Consider the following 14,867-nt stretch of genomic DNA (forward strand, 5'->3'; position numbering starts at 1 on the left):
TTCAAGGATGTAAATGTGACGATGAGCATGGGAGCGCTCCCGAGATCGTCGGGGCGCGTTGCCGAACGCTCCGTCCGCATCCGTCCCGGCGTCCGGGCGACGCCGCAGCGCTAGGAGCATCATGAGACGTACCATGCGGGCCATCGTGGCCGTCGGGCTGGCCGCCGCCGGCTCGATCGTCGCCGTGGCCCTCGGCGGAACCGCCTCCGCCGACACCCAGATCTGCGAGCAGTACGGCTCGACCGTGATCCAGAACCGGTACGTGGTGCAGAACAACCGCTGGGGCACCACCGCCCAGCAGTGCATCAACGTCACGAACAACGGCTTCGAGATCATCACCCAGAACGGCAGCAGCCCGACCAACGGCGCTCCGACGGCGTACCCGTCGGTCTTCTTCGGCTGCCACTACACCAACTGCTCCCCCGGCACCAACCTGCCGATCCAGGTCAGCCAGATCAGCAGCGCGACCAGCAGCATCAACTACCGGTACGTGAGCAACGGCATCTACAACGCCTCGTACGACATCTGGCTCGACCCGTCGCCGAAGCGCGACGGCGTGAACCAGATGGAGATCATGATCTGGTTCAACCGGCAGGGCCCCATCCAGCCCATCGGCTCCCCGGTCGGCAACGCCAACATCGACGGTCGGAACTGGGAGGTCTGGCGGGGCAGCAACGGCTCCAACAACGTCATCTCGTACGTCGCCCCGTCGGCGATCAGCAGTGCGAACCTGAACCTGCTGGCGTTCATCAACGACACCCGCAACCGGGGCGCGATCACCAACTCCTGGTACCTGACCAGCATCCAGGCCGGCTTCGAGCCCTGGCAGGGCGGAGTCGGGCTGGCCGTGACGAGCTTCTCGGCCGCGGTCAACGGCGGCGGCAACAACAACCCGCCGCCCACCACCACCCCGCCGCCCTCCGGCAGCGGCGCCTGCGCGGTCAAGTACACGGCCAACGCGTGGAACAACGGCTTCACCGCCGACGTGCAGATCACCAACACCGGGTCGAGCACGATCAACGGCTGGACGCTGGCCTACTCGCTGCCGTCCGGGCAGCAGGTGACCAACTCCTGGAACGCCACGGTGAGCCAGAGCGGTTCGTCGGTGACCGCCCGCAACGTCGGTCACAACGGCACGATCTCACCCGGCGGCACGGCCAGCTTCGGCTACCAGGGCACGCTGAGTGGGTCGTACGCCAACCCGACGAGCTTCACCCTCAACGGCACCGCCTGTTCGCGCTCCTGACGAGCGAGGGCCGGGGTGCGGCGGACGCCGCACCCCGGCACCGAACAGGGCCGACTGACGTCCACCGACCGGTGGCCTCACCCGGGGTTGCCCAGTGGTGTCGGGAGATCGCAGACTTGGCAGCCACCATGACGGGGGGCCGAGCTGACGTGGACGTACGCCTGGAAGGTGACGGGGTGGTCCTGCGCCAGTGGTCCGAGCAGGATCTCGACCAACTGGTCGCGCTCTTCGACGATGCCGAGATGGCGTACCGCCTGCCGGTGGCGACCCCGTTCGACCTGGCTGCCGCCGAGGCGTACCTGAACTCCGCCCGGCGTGCCCAGCAGGCCGGCGACCGGGTCTATCTCGCCGTCACCAGCGGCGACGACCTGGCCCGTGGCGAGGTGATGCTCAACCTGGTCACCGGCACCATCGGCTACGCGATCGGCCCGGCCTATCGCGGTCAACGCCTGGCCAGCCGCGCTCTCCGGCTGTTGACCGGGTACGCCCACCGGGTGGTCGGTCTGCCGACGGTGTATCTGGAGATCGAGCCGGACAACACCGGCAGCGTGGCCGTTGCCCGGTCCGGCGGTTACCGGCCGACCGGCGACGAACCGGTTTTCGTCGAGGACAAGGGCCGCCGCTACGCACTCCACCGCTGGTTGCACATCGACCCCACGCCGCCCGCCGGCACCTGACGACGAGCGGGCGACCGGTACCGCTCACGGATTGCGGCAACTCGGGCTCTCCGCGCTGCGGGAGAGCCCGAGTTTCCGCATGTCGCGGCGGCTCCGCCTCGCGGCGGCGTCCGCAGCGGGCGCCGTCTGGCCCCGGGTCAGGAGTTGCCGAGGGCGTCGATGTCGCGCATCTCCTCGGCGGTCAGCGAGAAGCCGAAGATGTCCGCGTTGGCGCGGATCCGCTCCGGCGTCACCGACTTGGGGATCGCCACGATCTCGTGGTCGAGGTGCCAGCGCAGCACCACCTGGGCCGGCGAGACGTTGTGCGCCCCGGCGATCCGGGTCAGCACCGGGTCGGACAGGTCGGTGGTCTTGAACGGGCTGTAGCCCTCCAGCACCACTCCCCGGTCCCGGTGCTCGGTGTGCCGCTGCCGGTCGTACAACCGGGGACCCCACTTGATCTGGTTGACCGCCGGGTTCTCCTCGGTCGCCTGGATCAGCGCGTCGATCTGGGCGGTGCTGTAGTTGCTGACTCCGACCGCCCGGGCCAGGTTCGCGTCGCGGGCGGCGAGCATCTCCCGCCAGACCGGGATCAGGGCACCGGAGTCGTTCGGGGGCCAGTGCACCAGCCACAGGTCGACGTAGTCGACGCCGAGTGCGCGCAGGCTCTCCTCGATGGTCTCCCGTTCCCGGCCGACCCGCTCGGGTGGGAGCTTGGTGGTGATGAAGACATCCTCCCGGCGCAGCCCGCTCTCCCGGATCGCCCGGCCGACCTCCTCCTCGTTGCCGTACATGGTGGCGGTGTCGATGTGCCGGTAACCGGCGTCGAGCGCGGCGAGTACGGCCTTGTAGCCCTCCTCGCCGGTCGCCTGCCAGGTGCCGAAGCCGAGCAGCGGGATCCGAACGTCACCGGGGAGAACTGCGGTGGGGTGGTCACTGTGGTCCATGTCGACCGTTCTACCCCCGATGACGCTCGGCATGCCCGAGATCGGGCGCGTCGACCCGCTACCGGGCGCGTCGGCGCTATGTGCCGGAGAATCGGTACGTGGCTGACCGGCTGGAGGAGTACCGGCGCAAGCGGGACGCCGCGCGTACCCCCGAGCCGGTGCCGGCCGAGCGTCCCCGGCGAGCGCGGGACGGCGGCCGGGCTCGGTTCGTCATTCAGCAGCACCACGCCCGCAGCCTGCACTGGGACCTGCGGCTGGAGCGCGACGGGGTGCTCGTCTCCTGGGCGGTGCCGCGCGGCCTGCCCCGCGATCCGGGGCGCAACCACCTGGCCGTGCACACCGAGGACCACCCCATGGAGTATCTCGACTTCTCCGGTGAGATCCCGGCCGGTGAGTACGGCGGCGGCCGGATGCTCATCCACGACCAGGGCACCTACCGCTGCGAGAAGTGGCAGGACCGCGAGGTGGTGGTCGAGCTGCGGGGTACGCGGACCACCGGGCGGTACGTGCTGTTCGCCACCGGCGGCCGCGACGGCCGGGACTGGATGGTGCGCCGCACCGATCCGCCGCCGCCGGGCTGGACCGCCATGCCCGACCTGGTCGCGCCGATGCGTCCCACACCGGCCGGCCGGCTGCCCACCGATCAGGCCGCCTGGGGGTACGAGCTGCGGTGGGACGGGGTACGCGCGGTCGCGTACGTCTCCGGCGGGCGGTTGCGGCTGCTCTCCGACAGCGGTGCGGAGATCACCGGCGAGTATCCGTGGTTGCGGTCGATGGCCGAGGCCCTGGCGCCGACGGAGGTCGTGCTGGACGGCGTGCTGGTCCGCATCGACCGCGCCGGACAGGTCCGGCCGGCGCGGGGTGGGCGCAGCAGCACCGATGCCCAGTACCTGCTCGTCGACCTGCTCTGGTTGGAGGGGGTGAGCAGCCTGGAGTTGCCGTACCCGCAGCGCCGCGAGTTGCTCGACTCGCTGGCGCTGGCCGGGCCGCACTGGCAGACTCCGCCGTGGTTTCCCGGCGCCGGTGCGGAGACCATGCGCGCGGCGCGCGACCAGGGCCTGCCCGGGGTGGTGGCGAAGCGGCTGGACTCCGGCTACGAGCCGGGCCGCCGCAGCCGCGCGTGGCGCAGCGTGGACGCGGGTTGAGACGGCGAGGAGCGGCGTGTATCTGACCCACCTTGAGTGCCCGCGCTGCGGCCGGGAACACGACGCCGCCGTACCGCAGAATCTCTGCGAGTGCGGCTCGCCGCTGCTGGCGCGCTACGACCTCGCGGCGGCGGCACGGGCGATCGAGCCGGAGCGGTTCGGGTTGCGCGCGGCCGACCTGTGGCGTTACCGGGAGTTGCTGCCGGTCGCCGACCCACGGAACGTCACCACCCTCGGCGAGGGATGGACACCGATGCTGCGCGCACCGGCGTACGGCGCGGACATCGGCGTCGACGACCTGCTGGTCAAGGACGAGGGGCTGACCCCGACCGGCTCGTTCAAGGCGCGCGGTGCCGCCGTCGGCGTCAGTCGGGCCCGCGAGCTGGGCATCCGGCGGATCGCCATGCCGACCAACGGCAACGCGGGCGCGGCGTGGGCCACCTACGCGACCCGGGCGGGGCTGGGCGCCACCATCGTGATGCCGCTGTCCGCACCGACCATCTGCCGCCGGGAGTGCGTGGCCGCCGGTGCCGACCTGCGCCTGGTCGACGGGCTGATCGGCGACGCCGGGCGCCAGGTGGCCGCGCTCGTCGCGGCTGCCGAGGGCACCGTCTTCGACGCCGGTACGCTGCGCGAGCCGTACCGTCTCGAAGGCAAGAAGACGATGGGGTACGAGATCGTCGAGCAGCTCAGCTGGCAGGTGCCCGACGTCATCATCTATCCGACCGGCGGCGGCGTGGGGCTGATCGGCATCCACAAGGCGCTCGGCGAGCTGCGGGAGCTGGGCTGGGTCGAGGACAAACTGCCCCGGCTGGTGGCGGTGCAGGCCACCGGCTGTGCGCCGATCGTACGGGCGTTCGCCGCCGGGGACGACCGGGCGCAGCCGTGGGAGGACGCTCACACCGTGGCGTTCGGCATCACCGTTCCGGCGCCGTTGGGCGACGAGCTGATCCTCGCCGCGCTGCGGGCCACCGCCGGCACCGCGATCGCGGTGGAGGACGCCGAGATCCTGACCGATCTGCGCGACTTCGCCGCCCGCGAGGGGCTGCTGCTCTGCCCCGAGGGTGCCGCCTGTCTGACGGCCGCGCGCCGGCTGCGGGCCGGCGGCTGGATCCGGGCGGGTGAACGCGTCGTCGTGCTCAACACCGGTGCCGGGGTGAAGTACCCGGAGACGATCGACGTCTCCGGCGTACCGGTGCTGCCACGCTGACACGCGACGGCGCGCCTCACAGTCAGTCGAGGATGGGGTCGGTCAACCGCCACGCGGCGTTCACCTGACCGATGTGGGACAGCGCCTGCGGCGTGTTGCCCAGGTGTACCCCGGTGACCGGGTCGATCTGCTCGCTGAACAACCCGACGTCGTTGGCGTGCCCGCTCACCCGCTCGAACAGCCGGGCCGCCCGCTCCCGTTCACCCGCCAGCACCAGGCACTCGACCAGCCAGAACGAGCAGAGCACGAAGCCCGCCGGGTCGCCTTCCCAGCGGTGGACCAGTCCGTCGGCACCGCCGAGTTCCCGCTCGATCGCCTCGATGGTCGCCCGCATCCGTGGATCGGTGGCCGGCAGGAAGCCCACCACCGGCAGGTACAGGGCCGCCGCGTCCAGTTCCGGCGACCCGAGGGCACCGGTGAAGGCGCCGCGACGCTCGTCGAAGCCGTCCCGCAGGACCGTGGCCCGGATCTCGTCCCGGATGCCGGCCCAGCGCCGCACGTCCGCCCGCTCGCCGAGTTGGGGGGCCAACCGCACGGCCCGGTCCATCGCCACCCAGCAGAGCGCCTTCGACGACAGGTAGTGCCGCTCCCGGTCGCGCTGTTCCCAGATACCCCGGTCGGGCAGTCGCCAGGTGGCCGCCACCTGTTCGGTGAGACCGAACACCATGTCACGCAGGTCCACGGGTAGCTGGTCGCCGAGGTAGTCGTGCAACCGCCACACCGCCGAGATGACCTCGCCCGGCACGTCGAGCTGCCGCTGCCGCCAGGCGTCGTTGCCGATACGCACCGGTCCGGTCCCGGCGTACCCGGCCAGGTGGGGACAGACGTGCTCGGAGACGTCACGTTCCCCTTGCAGACCGAACAGCACGGGCACCGGATCGGAGCCGACCCGACCGATCGAGCGCGCCGCCCATTCGAACAGACGGGACGACTCGGTCGGGCAGGCCGCCACCCAGAGGGCCCGCATGGTCATCGCGAAGTCCCGCAGCCAGCAGAAGCGGTAGTCGTAGTTGCGGTCGCCGCCGATGCGTTCCGGCAGGGAGGTGGTCGCCGCCGCGGCGACCGCGCCGCTGCGGGCGTATGTGAGACCGGTGAGGACTGTGGCGCTGTGCCGCACCACCTCGGGATAACGCCCCTGGTACTGGTGGCTCTCGCGGAACGCCTCCCAGGCCAGCACGGTGTCCGTCAGCGCGCGGACCGGGTCCAGCCGGGCCGGTTCCGCGCCGTACGCCGGCGCGTAGGCCAGATCGAAGCCGAGCACCTGGCCCTCGTCGACGGTGAAGGTCTGCCGGACCCGGTCGTGCTCGACGCGCAGGGGCAACCCCGTGCAGCGCAGTACCAGCGCCATCGAGCCGGCCACGCTCGCCACCGCGCCGTCCGGCAGTTCCCGCAGGTACGGGGTGAGCAGGCCGTACTCCGGTCGCGGCCGGTAGTCCAGGGACATCGTCACCCGGCCGGAGAGCCCCTCGACGACGCGCAGCAGCACGGCCGGCGAGCGCATGCCGATCTCGTGGGCGCGGGCACCCTCCTCGGCGGCGAGGGCGTCGGTGACCGCGACGCTGCCCTCCGCGGTTTGGTGCACGGTACGCAGGACCAGGGTGTTCGGCTGGTACGAGCGCTGCACCCGATGCCCGGTGTGTCCCACGGCCACCGGTGCCAGTCGCCAGTGGCCACCGTTCGGGTCGAGCAGCCGCGCGAAGACCGACGGCGAGTCGAACCGGTGCGGGCACCACCAGTCGATCGAACCGGCCCGGCTGACCAGCGCCCCCGATCGGCAGTCGGAGAGGTATCCGTAGTCGGAGATCGCCGGCTGCTCCATGCGCTCGGCGTACCCGGGATTCCTGGGCTCATCCGGCCCGAAGAGGTCCGCCGGCCCGGGTGAGCCGGGCCGGCGGGACGGTCAGGAGGTCGGCGGCTCGTCCTCGCCCGCCGCCTCCGCGGCGTCGGCCTCCTCCTTGGTGTGGTGCACGGCCTGGTCGGCGTGCTCCGGCGGCCCGTAGACGGTGTACAGCACCAGCGGGTTCGGGCCGGTGTTGACGAAGTTGTGCCGGGTGCCGGCCGGTACGACCACCAGGTCGCCCTGCACCACCGCACGCTTCTCACCGGCCACCTGCGCCTCGCCGGTGCCGCTGACGAAGGTCAGGATCTGGTCGATGTCCTCATGGACCTCCTCACCGATCTCGCCGCCCGGCGGGATCGTCATGATCACCAGCTGGGTGTGCTTCCCGGTCCACAGCACGCGCCGGAAGTCCGGGCTCTTCTCGGCGACGGTCGCGATAGTGAAGTGCTCCATGTCCCGACACATACCCCATCCGGGGCCGCGCCACGCCGCACTTCGCAGATGGCGGAATTGACCGCCGCCCCGGGGTTTGGACCGATGCCGATCGGGGATCGACACGACGACCGGTTCGACCGGTCATGCCAGGTCCCCGCTGACGTACCGCCGTACGGCTGCGGCGGTGGGAGACGGCCGAGCGCGGCGCGGTTTCGACCCTCGGGTCAACGGCGCCGCGCGCTCGTCTGCGCCTGCGGTGGTGCTCAGGAGAGCACGGCCAGGTGAAAGGGACGGTCGGCGGCCGTCCCGGCACCGTCGAAGGTGGTCACGAAGACGGCGTTCGGAATGCCGGTACGCCCGGCAACCGCGATCTGACCGGCGGGGGCCAGCCCGGAGCTACCCGTGAGGCCGACGGTGCCGACCAGGCTGGCACCGGTGACGTCCTGGTCGAACACCACCTGGTACATCCCTGTCCGCAACCGGTTGGCCGCCGCCGCCCCCAGCCCGCGGACCAGGAGACCATCGGCGCTGACCACGGCGAACAGCACCCTCGCGGTCAGTGGCATGCCGGCGCCGGCGCAGGTGGTGTGTTCGGCCTCGGCGTGGGCCGTGGCCTCGTCCCCCGGTACCGGCTGGGGAACCCCTCCGCTCCTGGCTCTCGCGCTGGACATCGGACTCCTTCCCCGGCCCGGTCGAGCGGCCCTGGCATGTTGAGTTGGTTGCGGCGACTAAAGGAGGATCAGCGCCGATCAGCCCCCTTTGTGCCTCGAACGTATGTCGCGTTCCCGGCCGGTAGCCAGGCGATCGGCTGTCCGATCAAGGACACTCGACATATCGATCATGGACTTGACCTGCGGCGACGTCCGAGTGTGCGGGTGGCTCAGTCGTCGACATCGAGCGTGGGCACCCCGCCCACGCACCGCACCGAAAGTTCGTACTCGCCGCTCGGGCCGACGAACGTCACGTCCGCGTCGTCGTCCGGGCCACGATCGACGTCGTCGACCCGGTAGCCCGGTCGCGCGCTCCAGGAGACCAGGTAGACCCCGTCGGGCCGGCACTCGGCCACCGCGCTGCCGCCCAGCGTCGAGAAGCCGCGCCGGTCGCCCGAATCCGCGCTCGGGTCGGCCGGCGGCACCGGGTTGGACGGCGACCCGCCCGGGCCGGAGCCGGTGGTGGTGCTGCCAGGGGCCGGAGCGCCGGTCGGCACGCTGCCGGGCGGATCGGTACCCGGTGCCGGCTCGGCGAGCGCGCGGGCGATCTCCTCCTGGCTGCGGACCCCACCGGGCGTCCCGGTGAGGCTCTCACCGACCAACCGGATCGCGGCGAGCCCGATCAGGGTGGCGACGACCGCGGTGGCCAGCCATCCGGCCACGGCGAGCAAGGTTCGACGGCCCATCACCCGACTATCCCCGATCGGCGGTTGGGGTGACCTTCGGGCAACGCTAAGGGAGGGTTAACGACGCCGGCCGGTGACGATCGCCGGGGATACCCTGCCTGCTGTGGCCCGCCTACTGCTGATCGAGGACGACCTGACCATCCGTGCCCCGCTGGTGCGGGCGCTGCGCGAGCGGGGACACGCCGTGGCCGCCACCTCCACCGCGATGACCGGGCTGCGCGACGCCCTCGACGACCGTCCCGATCTGGTCGTGCTCGACCTCGGGCTGCCCGACCTGGACGGCCGTGAGCTGCTGCGGATGCTGCGGGCCGTCAGCGCCGTACCGGTCATCGTGGCCACCGCCCGCGACGACGAGCGGGAGATCGTCCGGGTGCTCGACGCGGGTGCCGACGACTACGTGGTCAAACCCTTCACCGCCGCCCAACTCGACGCGCGGGTACGCGCGGTGCTCCGCCGCGGACCCGGCGGGCAGCCGGAGGATCCGACGGTGGTGGTCGGCGGTCTGCGGATCGACCCCCGCTCCCGGCAGGTCGACCTCGACGGCGAACCGGTCGAGTTGACCCCGCGCGAGTTCGACCTGTTGCGACATCTGGCCACCCGGGTCGGTGAGGTGGTGACCAAACGGGAGCTGCTGACCGAGGTGTGGCAGATCCCGTACGGCGGGGCGGACAAGACCGTCGACGTGCACCTGTCCTGGCTGCGCCGCAAGCTCGGCGAGAGCGCCCAGCGTCCGCGCTACCTGCACACCGTACGCGGGGTCGGGGTGCGCCTGGTCACCCCCGAGGTCGACGGGTGAGGGCCCGCCTGGCACTGCTGGTCGCCGCGGTGAGCGTCCTCATCGTGATCGCCTTCCTGGTGCCGCTGGCGTTGCTGCTGCGTACCGCCGCCGAGGACCGGGCGACGGTGCGGGCCACCGCCGACGCACAGAGCCTCGCTCCCGTGGTGGGCACCGCCGACCCGGAGACCGTGCGGCTGACCGTCGAACAGCTCGCCGCCGAATCGGCCCGGCCGGTCAGCGTGTTCCTGCCGGACGGCACGGTGCTGGGCTCGTCCGCCACCCGCACCCCGGCGGTGGAGCTGGCCGGGCGGGGGCAGAGCCTCACCGCCGAGACGGCCGACGGCCGGGAGGTGGTCATCGCGGTGCAGGGCCGCGCGGACGGCACCACCGTGATCCGCACCGTGGTGCCACGGGCGGAGATGACCGCCGGGGTGGGACGTGCCTGGTTGGTGCTCGCCCTGCTCGGCACGCTGCTGGTGCTGATCGCCCTGGCCGTCGCCGACCGCCTGGCCCGCACGCTGGTCCGCCCGATCGGCGAGCTGTCGGCGGTCTCGCACCGGCTGGCCAACGCCGAACTGGACGCGCGAGTGGAGCCGTCCGGGCCGGCGGAGCTGCGCGAGGTGGGCGGCGCGCTCAACCATCTCGCCGGCCGGATCCAGGAGTTGCTGGTGCAGGAGCGGGAACAGGTTGCCGACCTGTCGCACCGGCTACGTACGCCGCTGACCGCCCTGCGCCTGGAGGCCGAGTCGCTGCGCGACCCGCAGGACGCCGCCCGGGTGATCGACGCCGTGGACGGACTGGAGCGGGCGGTCACCGGTCTGATCCGGCAGGCCCGCTGGCGCGCCCCCACCGACGGCGCGGTGGTCGCCGACGCCGCGGCCACCGTGGCGGATCGGGTCGCCTTCTGGTCGGTGCTGGCGGAGGAGACCGGCCGTGCCGTCGACCTCGATCTGGCCCTCGGCCCGGTTCCGGTCGCCGTCGCGGCCGACGAGTTGGCCGCCGCGCTGGACGCCCTGCTCGGCAACGTCTTCGCGCACACGCCGGACGGCACGCCCTTCGCCGTCCGGCTCCGTGCCGCCGGCGACCAGGTGGTCCTGACGGTCGCCGACCAGGGACCCGGCATCGCGGCCGACTCGGTGCGCCGGGGCGCGAGCCAGGCCGGGTCGACCGGACTCGGGCTGGACATCGCCCGCCGGGCGGCCCAGGCCAGCGGCGGCCGGCTGACCCTCGGCGAGCGCACCGGCGGCGGAGCAGAGGTCGAGCTCTGGCTCGGCCGCGCGTAACCGGTCTTAACCGGGGCTTAGGGTTCGGACAGCGCGCCGCTATCGCGGCGCGACCGATCCTCGATGCAACAACCGAGGAGAGGTGCAGAACGATGAAGCGCAACCCCCTGATCCTGGCGTCGGTCGGCGGCGCGGCGGCGGTGCTCGCGGTGGCCGGGGCGTTCCTCGGCGTGACGGCGGCGGACGACAGCAGGGCACGGCAGACCACCCTGACCGCCGCGACCGGCGCCCCGACGACCGCGGGTGTCCCCGAGGGCACCACCGGCGCCACGGCCCCGGGCCCGACCGGCACCACCGCCACGGCCGACCCGACCAGCGTGGCACCCAGCACCCCGGCGCAGACCCAGCCGGCCACAGAAGGGGACGCGGTGAGTCGGGAGCGGGCCGGTGAGATCGCACTGGCGCAGGCCGGTGGCGGGCGGATCACCGAGACGGACCGGGACGAGGAGAACGGCCGGGCCATCTGGGAGGTCGAGATCGTCAACGGCGGTACCGAGCACGAGATCGACGTCGACCGGCAGTCCGGTGAGATCGTCAAGGCCGAGCAGGAGCCGGCGGACGAGGACGAGGACGACCGGGACGAGGACGACCGGGACGAGGACGAGGACGACCGGGACGACGACTGACCCGAGCCTCTCGGGTCGGTGACGGCCCACCGGCACCCTCGGAGCGGCACCCCCGCCGCGGGGGTGCCCGCGTCTTCACGCCTCGGTTCGGTGCAGCCAGGCCAGCAGGTCCGGCGGCGCCAGGGCGGCGGCCCGGGAGTGGTAGCGGGCACGCGCCGCCGCGTCGAGCAGCGCGCGGCCCTGACCGGACCGACCGCTGCGGAAGAAGGCGTTGCGGTCCTTGAGCACTCCGGCGGCGTCGGGCGCGAGTCGGTCGGCGCGGGCCCGCATCCTTTCGAAGGTGGCCGCCTCCACCAGATCAGGTCCGGGCGGTTCGAGGCCCAGACGCTCGGCCAGGCGCCGCATCTGCCCGGACAGGTCGACTCGGAGGTCGTCGTAGTGGACGAGGTGCACGTTCGGTTGGTGCCGACGGGCCCAGGCGTCGCCCAGGTGCCACAGGACACCCGGCAGCGAGTCCAGTTCGGCATGTGGATCCGGGTCCGCGTCGATCCAGCGTACGAGCGCCTGCCCGACCGGCGGATGGGGGTGGGCCGGCTCCGGCGGTGCGGGCTGACCGGTCAGCTCGGCGAGCCGGACGCGATCCAGATTGGCGCCCTGGTGGTGCAGTGAGACCGCAGCGTCGAGTGGATGGCGGGCCACCACCACGTAGTGCACCCGGGAATCACTCGGCACCCCGTCCAGCGGCGTGTGGGTCTTGATGAAGCGCCGGTGCCGCTGGGCGGCCAGCCGGGCGTACACCCGCTCCGGCGGCTCGACCAACCAGTCGAGCCAGGGCGACAGCTCGGTCAGCGGCGCCGGCAGTTCCGGCGTACGCAGCACCAGCAGGGCACAGATCATCTGCATCCAGGTCGTCCCGCTCTTGGAACGCGTGCTGATGACGATGTCACCGGGGCGGAAGGGGAAGCCCTGCCAGCGGGCGCTGTCCTCGTCGGCGGACCGATACCTGGTCAGTGCGTCAGACACCGCGCGAGGATAGTCGGGGAGTTGACACCTGTCCGGTGAATTCCCGCTCTTCCGCCCTGGGAGGTGGGTAATCGGCTGGCTACATTGAATTATGGTGCCCGCCCCCGGAGGACGGGCGGAGGAGCCGGTCTACCGTCCCGTCCTCGCCGCCCGGCGCGGGGAACTGGAGGCGCTCGGCCACCTCGATGACGCCCTCGCCCCGCTGCTCAGCCCGATCCTGCAACTGTCCGAACTCGACAGAACCGTCCTCGACGCGCTGACCCGGCTGCCGCCCGGGCTGCGGCCCGCCGTCGAGATCGGTGCCCTGCCCGACACGACGGCGTCCGTGCTGACCCGCCGGGGCGTACCGGTGGTGCCGGTGATCGGGCTGACGGACGGCGAGCGGCGGCTGGCGGCGCTGGGTGCCACGGCTCGGGCGCAGACCCAGCGGGCCGTGGTGCGGCTGCGGCTACGTCGGGACCGGGCCGGCCCGGACGCCACCACCGTGGCCGTGGAGCGGATCGGCAGACACGCACGGCTGGCCCCGGAGCAGTGTGATCTGGTGCTCGACTGCGGCGACGTGTGCTGCCCGGCGGACGTCCGGCTGGTCGAGCCCCGGGTCCGGCGGATGCTGGACTGGACCCGCCGACACACCTGGCGTTCGGTGAGCATGGTGGCCGGTGGCATGCCGCCGGTGCTGTCCCGGCTGCCCATCGACGAGCCGGTACGGGTGGACCGCTGGGACTGGCTGCTCTGGCAGCGGCTGGCCGACCTGGGCGTCACTTTCGGCGACTACGGTGTGGCCTCGGCCACGGGCCAGCCCACCATCGACCGCCACCTGACGGTCCCGTACACCGGCGACGGCGTCTGGTTGATCCACCGGTGGTCGCGCCGCCGAGGTCAGGGTGACCAGCGGGTCGCGGACCTGTGCCGAACGCTGGTGTCGGGGCCGCACTGGCCGCCGACCGGCGCGAGCTTCTCCTGGGGAGACCAGGAGATCTCGCGCCGGGCACGCCGGGGTGCCGGGGCAGGCTCGGCAACCAACTGGATGGCGTGGAGCACCTCCCACCATCTGGCCCACGTGTTGAACGCGCTGGCCCGGTCTACTCCTTCTCGGTGAACCCGAACTGCACGACGCCCTCGTCGTCGACGGTCGCGTCGACCGAGGCGTCACCGAGCAGGTCGGCCGCGTCGGAGTCGAGAAAGATCCGGGCGCCCTGGTTGTCGACCACCTGGTCACCCTCGACCGGGGCGGGTACCAACTCGACGCTTAGTGAGCCAGCGCTGGTGTCCGCGGCGATGCGTACCCCGCCGCCCTCGGAGACGTCCTGCTGTGCGGCGAGATCACGGATCACCAGGACGGCATTGTCGGTCATCGTGAGCATGGTGGGACTCCTCGTGGGTTTCTGGGCTCCCGGGCGGTGCCATCCACCGCCACATCGGGGCAGCTCAAGGCCCCTCCAGTCCCCACGGTGCCCGCTGCCGAGGCGTCCGTCAAATAGAGCGATGTCAGCGCGACACGAGGCATTACGGCCCGCTGAGCGGGTATCGGTACCGGTTGCGCCCCGTGCGCGCTGACCCGCCTCGCGCGCCGCTCAGGCCGGGGGTCGGGGCGGCAACGCGGCAGCGGGATCCCCGCGTTCGATGAGCGCGGCGATGTCGGCGTCGCGCAGGCCGCGTAGTGCGAGCACCCGGGTACCCCACCGGTGCAGCCGGCACGGGTGCGGGCTGGCGTCGTTGCGGCAGACCGTGCCGCCGGACCAGCGTCGGGGTGCGTGCACCACGACAGCTCGCACGGCGAACTGGGCATCCTCGGCGGTCACGTACGGCGGCAGCGGAATATCCCGCAGCCCCACCCCGGGCCGCTCGCCGGTGGGCGGGGCGGGACGGACGGTACTGCTGCTGTTCATCGGCCTGGCCTCCACACAGGACAGTCGAACACGGACAGCAGGACGTTACGACCCGGTGGACCCGCAGTGACGGACAAACTGTCCCGTGGGCTCAGCCGGTCGCGGCCTGTGCCCGCAGCGCCGCCGCGGTCTGGCCGGGGTCGTAGCCCGGACCCACCCCGTCGAAGATGATCGCCGCGGCGTCGATGTGCCGCGTCCGCAGCGGCAGGATCTCCTGGTACGCCGGCGAGTCGTACCAGGCGTGGGCCCGCTGCCGATCGGGGAACTCGAGGATGACCACGCTGCCCGGCCACTCCCCCTCGCGTACGTCCACCTCCGGGCCGTGCACCACGAACCGGCCGCCGAAGGGCTCCAGGGTGGCCTGGATCCGCTCCAGGTAGGTCAGAATATCCTCGTTGACCTGCGGGTTCCGCAGGTGCGCCAAGGCGAAAGCGGGCATCGTTCGTCCTCCCC

General features: G+C 72.2%; 17 protein-coding genes. 8 read left to right on the plus strand and 9 right to left on the minus strand.

Annotated features, from left to right (window positions below; all coding sequences use genetic code 11):
- Positions 1-121 precede the first annotated feature (121 nt).
- Together O3597_RS19820 and O3597_RS19825 are read left to right on the plus strand one after the other, a co-directional pair.
- Positions 122-1,246: a cellulose binding domain-containing protein gene (locus O3597_RS19820; protein WP_281602018.1), complete on the plus strand. Its 1,125-nt coding sequence runs from the start codon at positions 122-124 to the stop codon at positions 1,244-1,246.
- A 128-nt stretch (positions 1,247-1,374) separates the two neighbouring features.
- The gene (locus O3597_RS19825) at positions 1,375-1,923 is read left to right on the plus strand and encodes a GNAT family N-acetyltransferase (RefSeq protein WP_164445909.1); all 549 of its coding nucleotides are present in this window, start codon (positions 1,375-1,377) and stop codon (positions 1,921-1,923) included.
- Positions 1,924-2,060: 137 nt separating this feature from the next.
- On the opposite strand, the gene O3597_RS19830 is transcribed toward O3597_RS19825, so the two are convergent.
- Positions 2,061-2,849 (minus strand): aldo/keto reductase, encoded by a 789-nt coding sequence (locus O3597_RS19830; protein ID WP_164445910.1) that lies wholly within the window; start codon positions 2,847-2,849, stop codon positions 2,061-2,063.
- Between the two features lie 98 nt (positions 2,850-2,947).
- On the opposite strand from O3597_RS19830, the gene O3597_RS19835 reads away from it, so the two are divergent.
- Together O3597_RS19835 and O3597_RS19840 are read left to right on the plus strand one after the other, a co-directional pair.
- Positions 2,948-3,994 (plus strand): DNA polymerase ligase N-terminal domain-containing protein, encoded by a 1,047-nt coding sequence (locus tag O3597_RS19835; RefSeq protein WP_164445911.1) that lies wholly within the window; start codon positions 2,948-2,950, stop codon positions 3,992-3,994.
- Between the two features lie 16 nt (positions 3,995-4,010).
- The gene (locus tag O3597_RS19840; protein ID WP_164445912.1) at positions 4,011-5,204 is read left to right on the plus strand and encodes a threonine synthase; all 1,194 of its coding nucleotides are present in this window, start codon (positions 4,011-4,013) and stop codon (positions 5,202-5,204) included.
- A gap of 22 nt (positions 5,205-5,226) precedes the next feature.
- Here O3597_RS19840 and O3597_RS19845 read toward each other — a convergent pair whose 3' ends face one another.
- The 4 genes from O3597_RS19845 to O3597_RS19860 form a co-directional block, all read right to left on the minus strand.
- On the minus strand, positions 5,227-7,023 hold the full coding sequence (locus tag O3597_RS19845) for a glycoside hydrolase family 15 protein (protein WP_281602019.1): 1,797 nt from the start codon (positions 7,021-7,023) through the stop codon (positions 5,227-5,229).
- An 81-nt stretch (positions 7,024-7,104) separates the two neighbouring features.
- Positions 7,105-7,497: a cupin domain-containing protein gene (locus O3597_RS19850; RefSeq protein ID WP_164445914.1), complete on the minus strand. Its 393-nt coding sequence runs from the start codon at positions 7,495-7,497 to the stop codon at positions 7,105-7,107.
- Positions 7,498-7,742: 245 nt separating this feature from the next.
- Positions 7,743-8,150 (minus strand): hypothetical protein, encoded by a 408-nt coding sequence (locus O3597_RS19855; protein ID WP_164445915.1) that lies wholly within the window; start codon positions 8,148-8,150, stop codon positions 7,743-7,745.
- Between the two features lie 209 nt (positions 8,151-8,359).
- Positions 8,360-8,875 (minus strand): septum formation initiator, encoded by a 516-nt coding sequence (locus O3597_RS19860; protein ID WP_164445916.1) that lies wholly within the window; start codon positions 8,873-8,875, stop codon positions 8,360-8,362.
- A gap of 103 nt (positions 8,876-8,978) precedes the next feature.
- On the opposite strand from O3597_RS19860, the gene O3597_RS19865 reads away from it, so the two are divergent.
- The 3 genes from O3597_RS19865 (at position 8,979) to O3597_RS19875 (ending at position 11,562) form a co-directional block, all read left to right on the plus strand.
- Entirely contained in the window at positions 8,979-9,671 is a 693-nt protein-coding gene (locus O3597_RS19865; RefSeq protein ID WP_164445917.1) for a response regulator transcription factor, read from the plus strand.
- Positions 9,668-10,936 carry a HAMP domain-containing sensor histidine kinase gene (locus tag O3597_RS19870; RefSeq protein WP_281602020.1) on the plus strand — a complete coding sequence of 423 codons (1,269 nt, stop codon included), beginning with the start codon at positions 9,668-9,670 and terminating at the stop codon, positions 10,934-10,936. Before O3597_RS19865 ends, O3597_RS19870 begins: the two co-directional genes overlap by 4 nt.
- A gap of 92 nt (positions 10,937-11,028) precedes the next feature.
- Positions 11,029-11,562: a PepSY domain-containing protein gene (locus O3597_RS19875; RefSeq protein ID WP_281602021.1), complete on the plus strand. Its 534-nt coding sequence runs from the start codon at positions 11,029-11,031 to the stop codon at positions 11,560-11,562.
- A 75-nt stretch (positions 11,563-11,637) separates the two neighbouring features.
- On the opposite strand, the gene O3597_RS19880 is transcribed toward O3597_RS19875, so the two are convergent.
- A complete protein-coding gene (locus O3597_RS19880) occupies positions 11,638-12,525 on the minus strand; it encodes a sulfotransferase domain-containing protein (protein WP_281602022.1) in 888 nt (295 codons plus the stop codon).
- A 91-nt stretch (positions 12,526-12,616) separates the two neighbouring features.
- On the opposite strand from O3597_RS19880, the gene O3597_RS19885 reads away from it, so the two are divergent.
- Positions 12,617-13,624 (plus strand): hypothetical protein, encoded by a 1,008-nt coding sequence (locus O3597_RS19885; protein WP_164450010.1) that lies wholly within the window; start codon positions 12,617-12,619, stop codon positions 13,622-13,624.
- On the opposite strand, the gene O3597_RS19890 is transcribed toward O3597_RS19885, so the two are convergent.
- The 3 genes from O3597_RS19890 to O3597_RS19900 all read right to left on the minus strand — a co-directional run bounded on the left by O3597_RS19890 (position 13,608) and on the right by O3597_RS19900 (position 14,853).
- On the minus strand, positions 13,608-13,889 hold the full coding sequence (locus tag O3597_RS19890) for an adhesin (protein WP_164450009.1): 282 nt from the start codon (positions 13,887-13,889) through the stop codon (positions 13,608-13,610). The genes O3597_RS19885 and O3597_RS19890 overlap by 17 nt on opposite strands.
- Positions 13,890-14,099: 210 nt before the next feature.
- Positions 14,100-14,414, minus strand: a complete 315-nt coding sequence (locus O3597_RS19895; protein WP_164450008.1) for a hypothetical protein — start codon at positions 14,412-14,414, stop codon at positions 14,100-14,102.
- Between the two features lie 91 nt (positions 14,415-14,505).
- Positions 14,506-14,853, minus strand: coding sequence for a DUF1330 domain-containing protein (locus O3597_RS19900; protein WP_164450007.1), 348 nt, complete (start codon positions 14,851-14,853; stop codon positions 14,506-14,508).
- Between the last annotated feature and the right edge of the window lie 14 nt (positions 14,854-14,867).

This window comes from Verrucosispora sp. WMMA2044, from assembly GCF_027497155.1.
Classification (GTDB): domain Bacteria; phylum Actinomycetota; class Actinomycetes; order Mycobacteriales; family Micromonosporaceae; genus Micromonospora; species Micromonospora palythoicola.